Annotated in this window: 5 protein-coding genes; all 5 read right to left on the bottom strand. The window is 73.1% G+C overall.

What is annotated here, in order from left to right:
* Positions 1-13: 13 nt before the first annotated feature.
* On the bottom strand, positions 14-9,325 hold the full coding sequence (locus OG946_RS32090; protein ID WP_326799439.1) for a non-ribosomal peptide synthetase: 9,312 nt from the start codon (positions 9,323-9,325) through the stop codon (positions 14-16).
* A 306-nt stretch (positions 9,326-9,631) separates the two neighbouring features.
* Positions 9,632-10,390 (bottom strand): thioesterase II family protein, encoded by a 759-nt coding sequence (locus OG946_RS32085; RefSeq protein ID WP_326799438.1) that lies wholly within the window; start codon positions 10,388-10,390, stop codon positions 9,632-9,634.
* 50 nt (positions 10,391-10,440) lie between these two features.
* On the bottom strand, positions 10,441-10,635 hold the full coding sequence (locus OG946_RS32080) for a ferredoxin (RefSeq protein WP_326799437.1): 195 nt from the start codon (positions 10,633-10,635) through the stop codon (positions 10,441-10,443).
* Positions 10,636-10,688: 53 nt separating this feature from the next.
* Positions 10,689-11,438: a 3-oxoacyl-ACP reductase FabG gene (gene fabG, locus OG946_RS32075; protein WP_326799436.1), complete on the bottom strand. Its 750-nt coding sequence runs from the start codon at positions 11,436-11,438 to the stop codon at positions 10,689-10,691.
* A gap of 63 nt (positions 11,439-11,501) precedes the next feature.
* Positions 11,502-17,273: a type I polyketide synthase gene (locus OG946_RS32070; RefSeq protein WP_326799435.1), complete on the bottom strand. Its 5,772-nt coding sequence runs from the start codon at positions 17,271-17,273 to the stop codon at positions 11,502-11,504.
* Positions 17,274-17,278 lie beyond the last annotated feature (5 nt).

The raw sequence follows: 17,278 nt of genomic DNA, 5'->3' as shown, positions 1-17,278 counted from the left end.
GGTCGGATGGCACCTACCGGTCGCCGGACCCCTCGCTCTCGCCGGCCCGGACCCGGTCGCGGAGCTGCGAGACGGTGAGCCCCGGGTGCCGCGTGACGAGCTCCAGTACCCGCGGCCACTGCCGCACCAGCGCGCCCATCACCGGCGGCGCGATGCAGTCCGGCGAGTACACCCACAGGCCGCGCAGTTCGCCGGCCACCTCGCGGGCCACGAGGTAGAGGTCGACGTTGTGCGGCTCGATGGCGGCGATCAGCTCGGGAAGCGGGGTTTCGTCGCCGATCCGTACGTCCAGCGGCGTCACGTCGAGCCCGTCCAGGGCCAGCGTGGTGCTCGGTACGCCGAGGAGGTTGAGCATCACGCGCAGGGGCAACTGGTTGCCGTCCCCGATGACGCCGTCGTGGATCAGCGCACGCATCGGTACGTTCTGATAGGCGTACGCGTCGAGTTCGGCCTGGAGGACCCGCTGAGCCAGCTCGCGGAAGGTCGGGTCGTCCGCCATCCGCGACCGGTTGAGGATGACGTTGATGAACGGGCCGACCATCGATTTGGTTTCCGGTCGTTCGCGCCCCGCCAGCGGGTGGCTGACCGCGATGTCCGTCGCGTCGGAGTAGCTGTACAGCAGTACGTGGAACGCGGACATCAGCATCATGAACAGGGTCACGCCCTCGCGGCGGGCGGCCTCCCGTACCGCCGCCATGGCCTCGGCACCGATCACGGTGGCGTGGCTGTAACCCTCGACGCAGTCGTCGAGCTGGTGGGCCGGCGCGTGGAAGCCGAACGTGCGCGCCGCGCCGTCCAGTTCCCCGCGCCAGTGCTCGATGTGCTCGTCGAGCGCTCCGGCGGCCAGCAGATCCTGCTCCCACGCCGCGTAGTCCAGGTGCTGGGCCGTCACCTCCGGGAGCTTCGGCTGCCGCCCGGAGGAGTGGGCCGCGTACAGCTCCGACAGCTCGTCGACGATGACGATGAAGCCCCAGTGGTCCACCAGGATGTGGTGGGCCACGAGTACCAGCGCGTGCTCCTGGTCGGTCAGGCGCACGAGCAGACCGCGGACGAGGTTCCCGTCGCCGATACGGAACGGCCGCTCCGTCTCCGCGGTGAGCAGCTCGCGCAGCTTCTCGTGCTGGGCCTGCCCCCGGTGCGCACGCAAGTCGACGGTGTCGATCGGCCACGCGGAGGGGCCGTCGGCGAACTGCCGGGTCGCCGAGCCCTGCCCGACGTACCGGGTGCGCAGGATGTCGTGCCGCCGCACCAGGTCGTCCAGCCCGCGCCGCAGTGCGGCGACGTCCAGTTCGCCGCGTACCCGCCATGCGGTGATGACGCCGTGATGCGGGTGGTCGGGGCCCACCGGCTGCAGCAGGAACTCGAGCTGGCCGAAGGACAGCCCGGCGCCGTCGCCGCGATCGGCCTTGGGCAGAGGGGCGTACAGCAGGTCGGCCGCATCGACGGCGGTGGCGCGCTCCTCCTCCTCACGGGCCGGCTCGACCTCGCCGGCCTCGATCGCGCGGGCGCACCGGGCGACGGCGCGCAGGGCGTCGAACCAGGCGTCCGCCAGCTCGCGTACCTCGTCCGCGGTGAGGAGTGACGCCGCCCAGCTCCAGTTGGCCACGAGCTGCGGGCCGCCTGGGCCGTCCTGCGTGACGGCGTTGACCTCCAGGGGATGGAGCAGCGGCCGGACCCCGGTGGTGCCGGGCGCGCCGTCGTCACGCAGCGGCATCCACGGCTTCTCCTCGTCCGTGACGGGCACGCGGCCGAGGTAGTTGAACAGCACCTGCGGCGCGGGGAGCGCGGCGAGCGCCGGCGCGGTCCCCGGGACCGGATAGCGCAGCAGCCCGTAGCCGAGGCCGTGTTCGGGGATCGATCGCAGTCGCCTGCCGGTGTCCGCGACCGCGGCCGCCAGCCCACTGCCGGCCCGGGTCATCTCGTCCCAGGTCAGGCCCTCGAAGTCGAGGCGGACGGGGTGGACGCTGGTGAACCAGCCCACCGTGCGGGACAGGTCGACGCCCTCGACGAGGTGCTCGTGCCTGCCGTGGCTCTCCACGTCCAGCAGCACCGGTTCGTCGCCCGCACCCGTCCGGCGGGCGCGCCATCGCTGCAGGGCGAGCCCGAACGCGGTCAGCAGCACGTCCTGGACGCCGCGGCGGAACAGCGCGGGCGCCTGACCGACCAGCATCGCGGTCTCCTCGACCGCCAGGGTCACCGACAGCCGCCCCTCCGTGCCGGTGACGTCGCGGTCCGGGTCCAGCTCCCCGGCCACCAGCGGCGCGGCGTCCCGCAGGACACCCTCCCACAGCGGCAGTTCGGCGCGGTGGCGTGTGGTGCTCGCGGCGGAGGTGACCCGGGTCGCCCAGCCCCGCAGCGACGTCGCCACGGGAGCGAGGTCCGGTTCGCGCCCCGCGGACACCGCGTCCCACGCGGCGGCGAGGTCGGTCAGGAGGATCCGCCACGACACGCCGTCGACCGCGAAGTGGTGCACGGCGAGCAGCAGTCTGCCCGCCCGGCCCGTTCCGGCGTCGAACCACACCGGCTGGAACACGGCGCCCGCGGCGGGGTCGAGCCGGTGCTTGGCGGCGGCGGTCTCCTCGCCGATCAGCGCCCGCGCGGCCGCGTCGGTCAGCCCGCCGGTATCGACGCGGCGCAGGACGTCAGCGACCCGCACCGCCCCGGGCTCGTCCGCGTACAGCGACCACTGCCCGTCAGGGCCGGTCACCAGTCGCGTGCGCAGTGCGTCGTGCCGGTCGACGACCGCCTGCAGCACCGTGGTCAGCCGGTCCTCGTCCACGTCCACCGGCAGGCCGACGGTCGCGGACAGGTCGAAGCCGACCACCGAGCCGCCCAGTTGCCGCTGCCGTTCCATCACGGGCAGCAGCGGGATCTCGCCGGTGCCGACGTCCGCGACGCTCGCGGGGGCGTGCTCGCCGGCCGGCCGGGCGACCTGGGCGATGCCGGCCACCGTCTGGTGCACGAACACGTCCCTGACGGTGAACACCAGCCCGGCCGTGCGGGCCTGCGCGACGAGCTGGGTCGCCTGGATGCTGTCACCGCCCAGGTCGAAGAACCCGGCTTCGGCGCCGACCTCGGGCACGCCGAGCACCTCGGCGTACACGGCTGCGAGCGTCCGCTCGGCCGGTGTCGACGCCGCCCGGGAACCGGTGCCGGGGCCGAGGTCCGGCGCGGGCAGCGCGCGGCGGTCGATCTTGCCGTTACCGGTCATCGGGAACGCGTCGAGCACCATCACCACGACCGGCACCATGTACTGCGGCAGCCGCTCGGCCACGAACGCCCGCAACTCGGCAGGCTCGGGGCGGGCGCCCTGGGCGGGCACGACGTAGCCGACGAGGTCCTTGCCTCCGGACGGTTTCTCACGTACCACCACCGTGGCGCCGGCCACAGCGGGGTGAGCGTCGAGGGCCTTCTCGATCTCGCCCGGTTCGATGCGGAAGCCGCGGATCTTGACCTGGTCGTCGGTCCTGCCGAGGTACACGAGCCGGCCGTCCGCGCGCCGGCGGACCAGGTCACCTGTCCGGTACATGCGCGTGCCCGGTGCTCCGTAGGGGCAGGCGACGAACCGCTGGGCGGTCAGCCCGGGTTGCCCGAGGTAGCCGCGGGCCAGACCCGTTCCGGCGAGGTACAGCTCGCCGGGGACGCCGGCCGGCACCGGCCGCAGCCGCTCGTCGAGTACGAACGCCCCGGTGTCGTCCATCGGTGTGCCGATCGGCACGATGCCGTCGGCCACGTCGCGGGTCGTCTGCCGGACGGCGAACGTCGTCGTCTCCGTAGGCCCGTACACGTGCGTGAGCGAGGTCCGCGGCCACGCGGCCAGCGCCTTGGCGAATGCCAGGGGTGAGTGGGCCTCGCCGCCGGTCCACACCTCGGCAACCCCGGCCAGCGCGGTCGGATCGCGTTCGACGAGCAGGTTGAAGAGCGCGGTCGTGAGGAACACGGCGGTGACACGGCGTTCGCGGATGGTACGCACCAGAGTGTCGGGATCGAGTTCACCGGCCGGTGCGACGACCACCTCACCGCCGGACAGCAGCGGCACCCACAGCTCGTAGGTGGAGGCGTCGAACGCGGGCGGGGAGTGCATGAGCACGCGCGTGTGGTCGCCGCGCCGCCACGCGTGGTCGGCGGCGAGGCTCGCCACGTTCCGGTGGGTGACCGCCACGCCCTTGGGCCGTCCGGTGGAACCGGAGGTGTACATGACGTAGGCCACCCGGTCAGGACCGCCCGGAGGCGCGAGGCCGACGACGCCCTCCGCGGCACCCTCGCCGGCGGAGGGTTCGGCGCCCACGTCGAGCACGTGCACCCCGTCGGGGACGGGATGTTCCGGCCCCTCCCCCGCGACGAGGAGCACGCGCGCCCCGGTGTCAGCCATGATCAGCCGCATGCGGGACCCGGGATAGCGGGGGTCCAGCGGCACGTACACACCGCCGGCTTTGACCACGGCGAGGATCGCCACCGGCAGCCGTACGGAACGCTCCATCAGCAGGCACACCGCGTCTTCCGCGCCGCCGGTGCCGATCCCCAGTTCGCGCAGCCGCACGGCGAGCCGGTCCGCGGCGGCGGCCAGCTCGGCATACGTCAGCCGCTCGTCGCCGTCGCGGACCGCGACGGCGTCCGGGGTGCGGGCCGCCTGCGCCTCGAACAACTCGGGCAGCGTGGCCACGGGCGCCTCGCCGACCGGGCCGTTCCCCTGTTCGAGCACGCGGTGCCGCTCGGCCGGGGTGAGCAGGTCGACGTCGCCGATCGGCCGGTCCGGGTCGCCGATCATCGCCACCAGCACCTGGCGCAGCCGCTGCGCCATGGTGCGGATCGTCTCCTGGTCGAAGACGTCGGCGTTGTACTCGATGCCGCCCTCGATGCCGCCCGGCGTGCCGTCGGCCGACAGGCGCTCGTGGAGGAGGAAGACCAGGTCCATCCTCGCCGTGCCGGTGCCGATCACCATCGGCTCTGCCTCGACCCCGGGCAGTGCCAGGTTCTCGTCGGTCACGCTCTGCCAGGAGAGCATGACCTGCACGAGCGGATGGTGGGCCATCGACCGGGCCGGCCGCAGGCTGTCGACGAGGGCCTCGAACGGGATGTCCTGGTGCGCGAGCCCCTCAAGGGTCCGCTCCCGCACCTCGTCGAGCAGTTCCCGGAACGTCTGGCTGTCCGAGAGCTGCGTACGCAGCACGAGGGTGTTGGCGAAGAAGCCGACCAGGTTCTCGGTGGCCTGGTCGTCCCGGCCCGCGGTGGCCACGCCGACGGGTATGTCCGTGCCGGCGCCGAGACGGCGGAGCAGCACCGCCAGCGCCGTGTGGAGAACCATGAACATGCTGACGTCGCAGCCGCGGGCCAGGCGGGCCAGACCGTCGTGCAGGTCCGCGTCCCACCGGAAGGTGTGGGTGTCCCCGTCATGCGACGCCTCGGCCGGGTGCGGCCGGTCGACCGGGAGGGCGATCCGCTCGGGCAGGCCGTCGAGTGCGCCGCGCCAGTGGTCGAGCTGGCGCGACCACGTGCTCTCGGGGTCGTCCTGCGCACCGAGGTACCGGCGCTGCCACAGGGTGTAGTCGGCGTACTGCACGGGCAGCGGCGCCCACTCGGGCGCGTGGCCGGCCAGCCTCGCGCGGTAGGCGACTGCCAGGTCGTGCCGAAGTGGCGCCAGCGACCAGCCGTCGGCCGCGATGTGGTGGACGACGACCGCCAGTACGTGAGTGCCGGCGCCGGCCGTGAACAGCTCCGCGTACAGCGGGATCTCCGAGGTGAGGTCGAAGGGGTGCCGTACCGCCGCTGCCACCGCGTCGTTCAGGTCGCCGGCGTCGACCTCGGTCACCGGCAGTGCCGGTCGCGCCTGTTCGGGGGCGAGGACATGCTGGCACGGCACCGCTCCCGTGTCCGGGAAGACGGTCCGCAACGACTCGTGGCGTGCGACCACGTCGGCGAGGGCGGCTCGCAGGCAGTCCACGTCCAGGGCTCCGGTGAGGCGCAGCACCACCGGAAGGTTGTACGTGGGCGAGGGCCCCTCCATCTGGTGCAGGAACCACAGCCGCCGCTGGGCGAACGACTGCGGCAGCGGATCGGCCCGGGGCATACGTGCCAGCGCGGGCCGCGCGTCGCCGCCGCCGTCCCGCAGCACCTCGGCCAGCCGGGCCACGGTCGGCTTCTCGAACAGGCCGCGCACCGGCACCTCGACGCCGAGGACGGCGCGGATCCTCGCGACCAGCCGGGTGGCCAGCAGCGAGTGCCCGCCGAGGTCGAAGAAGTTGTCGTCGATGCCCACCTCGGGCAGGTCCAGCACCTGGGCGAACAGCGCGCACAGGGCCTTCTCCTCGGCGTCGCGGGGCGCGGCGTACGCCGCGGCCGTGCGGGGCCCCCGGCCCTCCTCGGGCGCGGGCAGCGCGCCGCGGTCGGTCTTGCCGCTGGGGGTACGCGGCAGCGCGTCGAGGAACACGAACGCGGACGGAACCATGTAGGCGGGCAGCTTGTCGTTCAGTGCGGCCCGCAGGCGGCGGCTCAGCTCGTCGACCGGGCCGGCTGCCGGGTCCGGTACCAGATAGGCGACCAGGCGCTGGTCGCCGGGCCGGTACTCGCGGACCACCACCACCGACTCTTTGACCAGCCCCTGCCACATCAGCACCGTCTCGATCTCGCCCAGCTCGATCCGGTAGCCGCGCAGCTTGACCTGGTGGTCGAGCCTGCCGAGGTAATCGACTCTGCCGTCCACCCGGCGCCGTACCAGGTCCCCGGTGCGGTACAGGCGGTCGGCCAGACCGGACTCGAAGGGGTTGCCGACGAACTGCTTCGCCGTCAGCTCCGGCCGGTCGAGATATCCACGCGCCAGCCCGTCCCCGCCGATGCACAGCTCGCCGGGGACACCCGGCGGCACCGGGCGGCCTTCGGGGTCGAGGATGTGCACCTCGGTGTTGGCGATCGGGCCGCCGATGGTGATCGTGTCGTCCACGATCCGGGTGCCCAGCGAGTAGATCGTGGTCTCGCTCGGACCGTACATGTTCCACAGGTCCACGCCCTTGGCCAGCAGCCGGCGCGCCAGGTCGGGCGGCAGCGCCTCGCCGCAGATCAGCCCGCGCAGCCCCGGTCTGCCCGGCCAGCCGGCGTCGACCAGCATCCGCCACGTGGACGGGGTCGCCTGCATCATGGTCGCGCCGGTGGCGGCCATCTCCTCGGCCAGCAGCCTGCCGTCGGTGGCCACCTCCCGGGTGGCGAGCACCACCCGGGCGCCTTCGACCAGGGGGAGCAGCAGTTCCAGGGTCGCGATGTCGAACGACAGCGTGGTGACCGCGAGCAGGCTGTCGTCGGAGTCGATCCCCGGCCACTGCTTCATGGCCCAGAAGAGGTTGCGCAGCGCGCGGTGCGGCAGTTGGACGCCCTTGGGGCGGCCGGTCGAGCCGGAGGTGTAGATCACGTAGGCGAGGTCCGCGCCCGCGACCGGCTCGCCGAGCACCTCGGCCGGCTCTGCCGCGATCTCGTCGCGCAGTTCGTCCACGCAGAGCGTGGTGGCGCCGGATTCCGGCAGGCCCGGTACCACCGAGCGCTGGGCGATCAGGACGGGCAGCCCGGCGTCCTCGATCACGAACGCGATGCGGTCGCTGGGCAGCTCCGGGTCGATCGGCACGTAGGCGCCGCCGGCCTTGAGCACGGCCAGCACCGCGACGACCATGTCGAGCGAGCGCTCCAGGCAGATCCCGACCATCACGTCGCGACCGACGCCGAGGCGTTTCAGCCTGCGGGCGAGCTGGTTCGCGGACGCATCAAGCTGGGCGTAGGTGAGCGTCTCGCCCTGGCAGTACACCGCCTCGGCGTGCGGTCGCCGCGCCGCCTGCTGCTCGATCCGCTGGTGGGTGAGCAGTTGGTCGGGCCACTCGCTGCGGGTGTCCGCCCGTTCCCTGCGCTGCTCGCGATCCTCTTCCCCGGTCAGCAGTGCGACGTCCAGGATCGGCTGCTCCGGGTCCGCGAGCAGGTTGTCCAGCAGCACCTTCAGGTGGCCGGCCATGCGGTCGATGGTGGCGGCGTCGAACAACTCGGTGTTGTACTCGAACCAGCCGCTGAGTTCGTCGCCCTTCTCGAACACCTGCAGTTCGAGGTCGAACCGCGCGGTGGAGCCCGCTACCTCCATCAGCTCCAGGCGCAGCCCGCCGGCTTCGAAGTCGGGCATCGGGATGTTCTGGAAGACGAACGACACCTGGAAGATCGGCGACCTGGACAGGTCCCGCTCCGGGTGCAGCTCCTCCACCAGCCGCTCGAACGGCACCTCCTGGTGGGCGAAGGCGCCCAGGGCCGCGCCGCGTACCCGGCCGAGCAGTTCGGTGAAGGACGGGTTGCCGGAGACGTCGTTGCGGATCGCGAGCGTGTTGACGAAGTAGCCGATCAGCCGCTCGACCTCGGTCTGGCCGCGGTTGGCCACGGGCACGCCGACGACGACGTCCTCTTCCCTGCTGTACCGGTGCAGCAGCACGACGTAGGCCGCGAGCAGAGTCATGAAGGGCGTGACGCCGGCACTTCGGCTCAGCTCGCGTACGCCGTCCATGACGGCGGCGGACAGGTGGAAGGGCCGGGAGCCGCCGGCCGTGCCCAGCACGGCGGGTCGCGGCCGGTCGGTGGGGAGCTCCAGGATGGGTGCGGCGCCCTGGAGCGCCCCCTTCCAGTATTCCAGCTCGGCCGCCATTCCGGGTCCCGCCAGCTTCTTGCGCTGCCAGGCCGCGTAGTCGGCGTACTGGACGGGCAGTTCCGGCAGCGTGGCCTCGGTGCCGGTGAGGTAGCCCTGGTACAGGGCGACCAGTTCGCCGAAGAGCACCGAGGTCGACCACAGGTCGGCGACGATGTGGTGCATCGTGAGCAGCAGAACGTGCTCGTCGGGGGCCAGCCGCAGGAACCTCATCCGCATGAGCGGCCCGGTGCCCAGGTCGAAGGGCCGGGCGAACTCCCGACGCGCCAGCTCTTCGATGCCCGCGGCGCCGCCCGGGCCGCGCAGGTGCCCGCACTCCTCGACGGTCAGTTCCAGCTCACCGGCGTCGTGCACGACCTGCACCGGCTCGCCGTCGACCTCGTCGAACGTGGTGCGCAGCGACTCGTGCCTGCGGACGATCTCGGCCAGGCTCCGGCGCCAGATCTCCACGTCCAGCGGGCCGTGGAGCCGCACCGCCGCCGGGATGTTGTAGGCGGCGCTGCCCGGGTTGAGCTGGTCCAGGAACCACATGCGCTGCTGGGGGAACGACGCGGCGAAGCGCCGCGGGCGCGGCGACGGGCGACCGCCGTCCTTGCGGCGCAGCCGCTCCGCCAGGAGTTTGCGCTTCTGCTCCGCCGTGAGGCTGGTCAGGTCGATCTCGGTCATGCGCGAATCTCCTGATCGTTGGTCTCGGCGGCGGAACAGTCGAATGCGAGGTACCGGTGGGGGGAATCGCTTGCTCAGGGTTTTCTGTTTTTGCGATCGCCTTGCCGCGTAAGGGAATTGCGAGCGCGCGATGCATGCTGGCACCAGGTGAAGCGGCCAGTCCACCGTCGTCATACACCGCGGTCCGAGCGAGGGCCGGGTGTTCAACTGTCCGCTGCGGCCAGTTGAACGCGTTTCTGCCGCCACCGGCGGACGGTGGGTTATTCTCTGCCGTTCCGGATCTCTCGGCCGGGAGGAATTACCGGGTCAGGGAGTTCGGGTGGCAGGCACGGGAAAGCCGACCGCTTCCGCAATGACGGCCATGACGTCGCCGGCGGGTTGAAGGAAGAAATGTCCCCCCGGCAGCAGGCGCAGGCCGGCGTCCCCGTCGGTCTGCCGGCGCCAGCCCGCCAGGTCGGGTACGGGCACGAGCGGGTCGTCGGCGCCGCCGAGCACGGTGAGGGGGACCGGCAGCGGCGGCTCGGGGCGGTACCGGTAGTTCTCCAGCGCCGAGAAGTCGGCCCGGATCGTGGGCAGCATCAACCTCATCAGCTCGTCGTCCTCAAGCAGTTCGCGCGGTGTGCCGCCGAGCCCGCGCAGTTCGTCGAGGACGTCGGCGTCGGACGCCCGGTGCACCGGGGGCCGGGTGCGGGGGACGTCGGGCGCGGCGGTGGCGGACACGAACAGATGGACGGGCAGGGGTCGTCTGCAGCGGCGCAGTGTCCTGGTCAGTTCGAAGGCGAGCAGGCCGCCCATGCTGTGGCCGAACACCGCGAAGGGCCGGTCCAGATGGGGGGCCAGTGCTTCGGCCAGTGCCCCGGCGAGCTGGGGCAGCCTGGTCATGGGCGGCTCCAGGATGCGGCCGCCGCGGCCGGGCAGTTCGAGCGGACAGATCTGGATGCCGCGGGGCGCCAGGTCGTGCCAGTCGCGGTAGGCGGCGGCGCTGCCGCCTGCGTAGGGCAGACAGAACAGCCGGACCGCGGCCTCCTGTCCGGGCTCGTTGCGGCCGAACCACGGGTTGCGCACCTTTCCGTCCTCCTTCGTCTCGCGGCCGGGGGGGCCGGGCGGACCGCCGTTCAGTCCGTCAGGCTCAGGGCGCCCGAAGGACAGCGACGCACCGCGTCCTCGGCGTCCTTCAACTGCACGTCCGTCGGTACGGACCGCAGCAGCACGACTGTTCCGTCCTTGTTCGACTGGTCGAACAGCTCGGGTGTGGTCAGGGCGCACATACCCGAGCCGACACAGGTGTCGGTGTCGGCTTCGATGCGCATGGTCGGCATCCTCCGGTTCACGAGGGGCGGGGGTCGGCGGCGGGGGCGGCGGGTCAGGTGGCCATGCCGCCGTCGATGGTGAAGGTGGCGCCCGTGAGGTAGCCGGCCCGCTCCGAGACCAGGAACGACACGAGGTCGGCGACCTCTTCCGGGCGGCCGAGCCGGCCGAGAGCGATGCGCTGCTCGAACCGCTCGCGGATGTCGGGTTCCAGGGCGAGCACGGGGCCGGTGGCGATGAAGCCCGGTGCGACGGTGTTGGCCCGGATGCCGTACCGGCCGACTTCGCGGGCCAGGGACTTGGTGAAGCCGACGATCCCGGCCTTGGACGCGGCGTAGTTGGTCTGTCCCGCGTTGCCGTGCAGACCGGCGACGGAGGACAGGGTGACGATCGCCCCGCGGCGGCGTTCGACCATGTCCCCGACCACGGCGCGGCAGACGTGGAAGACGCCGTCGAGATTGGTGCGCAGCACCTCGTGCCAGTCCTCGTCCTCCATCAGCTTCAGGGGCTGGTCGCGCAGCACGGCCGCGGAGGTGACGGCGGCACGCACGGGCCCGAGGGTGTCCTCGACGGAGTCGACGAACGCCTCGACGGCGTCGGGGTCGGCGACGTCGGTGCGCCGGACGAGGGCACGGCGGCCGGTGGCGGAGATCTCCTTCTCCACCTCGCGGGCGGCGGAGTCGTCGGACGCGTAGCAGACGGCGATGTCGTAGCCGTCGCGGGCGAGTCGCAGGGCGACGGCCCGTCCGATGCCGCGTGAGCCTCCCGCCACCAGTGCGACGGGGTTCGGTGAACGGTCACTCATTCGCGCTCTTCCGGGTCGGGGCGCCGGTGACGCCGTCGTGTCGGTCGGGGGCATGGGGTCCGCTCACGCCTCGTCCCCCTCCGCGGCGAGCAGTTCGCGCAGCCGGGCCTCCACCTCGTCGTCGGTGAGGTGTGCGAGCTCGTCGAGGTCCGCGCCGTCGGCGTCGTCCCGGGCCAGGACTTCGATCGCGTCGTCCGTGCCGCCGGCCGGGGCGCCCGCGCGGGAGTCCAGGACTTCGACCGTGTGGGCGACGGTGGGCCGTTCGAAGAAGGCCCGCAGGTCGAGTTCGGTGCCGAGACGGGACTTCAGCCGGGTGCCGATCTGCACGGCGGCCAGGGAGTGGCCGCCCAGGGCGAAGAAGTCGTCGTCGACGCCGACCCGGTCCAGGCCCAGCACCTCCTGCCACACGTCGGCGACGGCCTGTTCACGGGGCGTGCGGGGGGCCGCGTAGGGGGTCGGCAGGTGGGGGCGTGGATGGGTGGCGCCGGGCAGCGCCAGCTCGTCCATCTCCCGGGCCAGCAGCGCCGGGGTCAGGGAGCGGGCCAGGTCGCGGACGGCGGTGAAGTCGCGGTGGGAGACGACGAGGTGGCCGGGCAGATCCGGGGCGGCGAGGATGCGGGCGAAGGCGTCCTTGCCCTGCTGCTCGGTGATGCCCTCGGCCAGGGTGCGCAGGATGCCGGCGCCGGCCGGCTCGTCGGCGCCGTCCCCGCCGGTGCCGTGGCCGGGCGCGGGCGGCTCGGCGGCACGGGCGATCTGGTCGCGCAGACCGTCCAGGTCGTTGATGCGCTTGATGGTGAAGTCGCCGATGCGGACGAGGACCCGGCCTTCGGGGTCGAGGATCTCGATGTCGCACGTGCTGGTCTCGCCCGTGGCGTCGGCGGACTCCTTCAGCTCGACATGGGCGTGGACGGTGCCGGTCAGGCCGTGATGAAAGCGCAGGCTCCGGTAGCTGAACGGCAGATAGTAGGTGTCGGGCGCGTGCACGCGGGCGGTGCCGCCGGCCGCGTCGAGCAGCGCCGGGTGCAGGAGGTAGCGGTCGAGGTCGCCGTGGAACTCCTCGTCCAGTCGCAGCGTGGCCATGACCCGGCGCGGGCCGACCGCGATCTCGCGCATGCAGTTCCAGCGCGGCCCGAAGGAGAACTCGATGGGCCCGCCCTTCTGGAACCGGTCCAGGCCGAGGCCGAGCGTGATGGACTCCCGGGTGTCGAGGACCTCCTTCACCTCGCAGGCGGCGCGGAGTTCGGAGAGGTCGCGCACGGTGTCGGGTGCGCGTTCCGGAAAGGAGACGGTGCCGCTGGCATGGTCGTGCCAGGCCGCGGCCCCGGGCGCGCCCGTCCGGCTGCGTACGAGGAAGTGCCAGTGGCCGTCGCGTTCCTCGACGGTGGTGAAGACCTCGCGGGTCTGCCCGTCCGGCACGACGACGGGGATCGTGTACTGCACGTCGCCGATCTCGATGTCTCTCCCGGCGGCCTGCTCGGCCACGGCGGCCCGGACCAGTTCCAGGTAGGCGGTGCCCGGAACGAGCCCGTGTTCCTGGATGCGGTGGTCCCGGACGATCCAGCTGTCGGCGGTGCTGAAGACGGTGGCGTACGTACGGGACGTGGGGGTGCTGCGGACCAGGCGCTGGATCAGTGGGTGGCCGCCGGTCCCGGCGCCGGGTGCGGCACCGAAGCGGGCGCCGAGGCCGGCGGCCATGCCGACCTCGTGCCAGGTGTCCCAGCCGACGGCGGTGACCGGGACGGCGGTCTCGCGGCGCTTCCACTGGGCGAACGCGTCGAGGAAGGCGTTGGCCGCGGCGTAGTCGCTCTGGCCGGGTCCGCCGAGGACACCGGTCACCGAGGAGCACAGCAGCATGAAGTCCAGGTCGTCGTCGCGGCAGGCACTGTCCAGCACGAGCAGACCGCGGGTCTTGGCGGCGAGCACGTGGTCGGCGTCGGCCGGGGACTTCGTGGCGATCACCCCCCGGGAGGGGCTGCCGGCGGCGTGCACGACGCCGTTCAGCGGGCCCGCGGCCGCGCGGAGTTCGCGTACCGCTCGCTGCGTCTGCTCCTCGTCGGTGATGTCGGCGCGGAGGAGGTGCACGCGGGCACCGAGGTCCTGGATGCGCCGTAGCCGCAGGATGCGCAGGCTGTCCGGGTCGTTCTCGCCGTGGGCGGCGAGGTGGGCGTCCCAGTCGCCGGGCGCGGGGAATTCGGACCGGCCGAGCAGGGCGAGTACGGGCCGCTCGGCCGTGGCGGCGATGTGCTCGGCCATGGCCAGGCCGAGGCCGCCGAGCCCGCCGGTGACCAGGTAGACGCCGCCGTCGCGGAGGCCGGTGCCGTCGGTCCCGAGGGGGGCGGCGGCGAAGGTGCGGCGCCACCAGTGACGGCCGCGCAGGGCGAGTTCGGGTTCCTCCGCCGTCCCGGTCAGGGCGGTGAGCAGGGCGCGTACGGCTGCGTCATGGGGGGCGCGGGGGTCGGTGCCGGTGACGTCCAGGACGCGGCAGGCGGTGTCGGCGGTCTCCTGGGGGATGACGGTGGCGGCGCCGAGCAGCAGGGCGTGCTCGGGCCGCAGCGTTTCCTCGCCGGTGACGTCGTACACCCCGCGGCACACCACGTCGACGGTGGCGGGCGCGGCGGGGCGCTCGCCGGACGACAGTGCCTGTGCGAGTGCCAGGAGGCTGTCGAAGCCGGTGCGGCGGGCGGCCTCCAGCCGCTCGGGGGTGGGCGGCTCCCCCGGCGGCGGATCGCCGGCGGGGTCTGCCGTGGTGCTCCACAGGTGGACGAAGCGCAGGCGGGCCTCGTCTCCGGCTGCGGCGAGCCGCCCGGCGAGGGAGGAGACGAGCGCGGTCAGACCGTCCCTGTCGGCCGGGTCCACGGTCCAGGCGTCGCCGGCTCCTGCCAGGCCCCCGCCCGCGGTGACCCGGACGACGTGGTCGCCGGCGGCGGCCAGACGGTCGGCGAGGGCGTCGCCGAGAGCGAGGCCGGCGCCGAGCACCACCCAGAGGTCGCCGGTGGGCCCTGTCGCGCGCGGGGCGGGCAGGGTGAGCCGCCGCCAGCCGGGGGCGTGGAACCAGTCGTCCGCGGTGGTGGCAGCAGGTTGGCTGCCGCGGGATGTCCCGGCGGGTTCGACCCAGAACCGGCGGCGCTGGAAGGCGTAGCCGGGCAGCCGGAGCGGCGGGTGCCGGTCGTCTCCCTGGACGGCGGCCCAGTCCACTGCGGCCCCCGCGCTCCACACGGCGCCGAGGTTCGTCATCAGGTGCGCGTCGTCACGGGTGTCCTGCCCGGGGTGCCGCAGTGACCCGGCGGCGGTACGGCCCGGGGTCCAGGAACGGTGGGCACGGGCGAAGTCGGCGAGGGTCCGCCCCGGGCCCACCTCCAGCAGCACCAGCGCGGGGTCGGCGAGCAGGACGTCGAGGGCGTCCCGGAACCGTACCGGCTGCCGCAGGTGGGTGCCCCAGTACTCGGGGCTGGTGGCCTGCTCGTCGGTGATCCAGGTGCCGGTGACGTCGGAGAGGAACGGAATCGCCGGGGGGTGCAGACTGACGCTGCGCACCTCGTCGGTGAAGGGCTGCACGACGGGATCCATCGCCGGCGAGTGGAAGGCGTGTGAGGTGTGCAGCCGGCGGCACCCCACGCCTTCGGCCGTGAGCCGTCGTTCGAGGTCGTCGACGGCCTCGGGGTCCCCGGAGACCACGCAGAGCGCGGTGGAGTTGACGGCGGCGACGGCCAGGCCGTCGCCGAGGCGGGCCGTGGTCTCCTGCTCGGGCAGGAAGACGCTGAGCATGGCGCCGCCCGGCGTCTTCTGGACGAGCCGGCCGCGGGCGGCGACGAGGCGTACGGCGTCCTCCAGCGAGAACACCCCCGCGAGGCAGGCGGCGACGTACTCGCCGACGCTGTGTCCTGCCATGGCGCGCGGCTGGACGCCCCAGGACTGCCACAAGCGGGCGAGGGCGTACTCGACGCAGAACAGCGCGGGCTGGGCGAAGCCGGTCAGCCGCAGCCGTTCACCGGCGTCCTGCCCGGTCCGCGGGTCGTCCTGGGCGAGGACGAGGGCGCGCAGGTCCTCCTCCAGGTACGGGGCGAAAAGGGCCGCACAGCGGTCGAACTCGGCGGCGAAGACCGGTTCGCGGTCGTGCAGACCGCGGGCCATGCCGGGGTACTGGGCGCCCTGCCCGGGGAAGAGGAACGCGACCGGAGCGCTGTCGGGCGCGGCGACGGCGGACTCCGCATCGACCGCGAGCAGCCGCAGCGCGGTGACGGCCTCCTCGCTGGTGCGGGCGACGGCGGCGGTGCGGTGGGGGAAGCGGGCACGGCGCCGGGCCAGGGTGTGGGCCACGGCGTCGAGCGGGGTGCCGGGGTGGGCGCCGAGGTGGTCGGCCAGGCGTCCGGCGGCTTCGGCGAGAGCGGGCGCGGACTTCGCGGACAGCGGCAGCAGTCGCGCCGGGGGCTCGGCGGTGGCGGAGCCGGTCGGCCGGTTGCCGTCGGCGTCGCCGGCCGGCCGGTCGGCGGGGGCCTCTTCGAGGACGACGTGGACGTTGGTGCCGCCGATGCCGAAGGAGCTGACGCCGGCTCGCCGCGGCTCGGCCCGGCGCGGCCAGGCCCGCAGGTCGGTGTTGACGTAGAAGGGGCTGGTCTCCAGTTCCAGGGCGGGGTTGGGCCGTTCGTAGTGCGGAGTCGGCGGGATGGCCTCGTGTTTGAGGGCGAGGACGGTCTTGATCAGGCCGGTGACGCCGGCGGCGGCGTCGAGGTGGCCGACGTTGCTCTTGACCGAGCCGAGGGCGCAGAAGCCCCGGTCCTCCGTACCGGGGCGGAAGGCGCGCGTGAGGGCGGCGATCTCGATGGGGTCGCCGAGCGGGGTGCCGGTGCCGTGGGCCTCCACGAAGCCGACGGTGGCCGGGTCGATATCGGCCAGCGCCAGCGCCTCGGCCACGACGTCGGCCTGGCCGTCGACGCTCGGTGCGGTGTATCCGGCCTTCAGAGAGCCGTCGTTGTTCATCGCGGTGGCCAGGATCACCGCGTCGACCCCGTCACCGTCGGCGCGCGCGTCCGTGAGCCGGCGCAGGACGACGATGCCGGCGCCGTTGCCGGCGACGGTTCCGGAGGCGTCGGCGTCGAAGGCACGGCACGTGCCGTCCGGGGACAGGATGCCGCCGGGCTCGTAGGCGTAGCCCGCGCGCAGGGGCGCGGAGACCGAGACGCCGCCGGCCAGCGCGATGTCGCACTCGCCGTTGACCAGGCTCTGGCAGGCCAGGTGTACGGCGGTCAGCGAGGTGGAGCACGCGGTCTGGACGGTGACGGCCGGCCCGGTGAGATCCAGTTTGTACGCGACCCGGGTGGCCAGGAAGTCCTTGTCGGAGGCGAGCAGCACCTGGTACATGCCGGCCGCGTCGCGGACCTGGTCGTTGTTCATGAGGTTGAACAGCAGGTACGAATTGAGTCCGGCGCCGGCGAACACGCCGATACGGCCGTCGAAGCCGGCGGGGTCGACCCCGGCGGATTCCAGGGCCTGCCAGGCGCATTCGAGGAAGACCCGGTGCTGAGGGTCGAGGAGTTCGGCCTCGCGGGGGCTGTATCCGAAGAACCCCTCGTCGAACAGGTCCGCATCCTCCAGCACCCCCTTGGCCCTGACGTAGTCGTCCCGGGCCAGGAGCGCCGGGTCGACGCCGGAAGCGGCCAGTTCCTCGTCCGAGAAGGCCGTGATGCCCACCCGGCCCTGGGCGAGGTCGGCCCAGAACGTCTCCACGTCACCGGCGCCCGGGAAGCGGCCCGCCATGCCGATGACGGCGACGCGGTCGAGGTCCTGCCCCCGGTCCTCGCCGGGTGCGCGGGTCGGGTCCTGCTGTGGCTGTGACACTTCGA

It is taken from the genome of Streptomyces sp. NBC_01808 (assembly GCF_035917395.1).
Classification (GTDB): domain Bacteria; phylum Actinomycetota; class Actinomycetes; order Streptomycetales; family Streptomycetaceae; genus Streptomyces.
The sequence above is the reverse complement of the archived record's forward strand: the minus strand, read 5'-3'. Positions and strand labels throughout refer to the sequence as shown.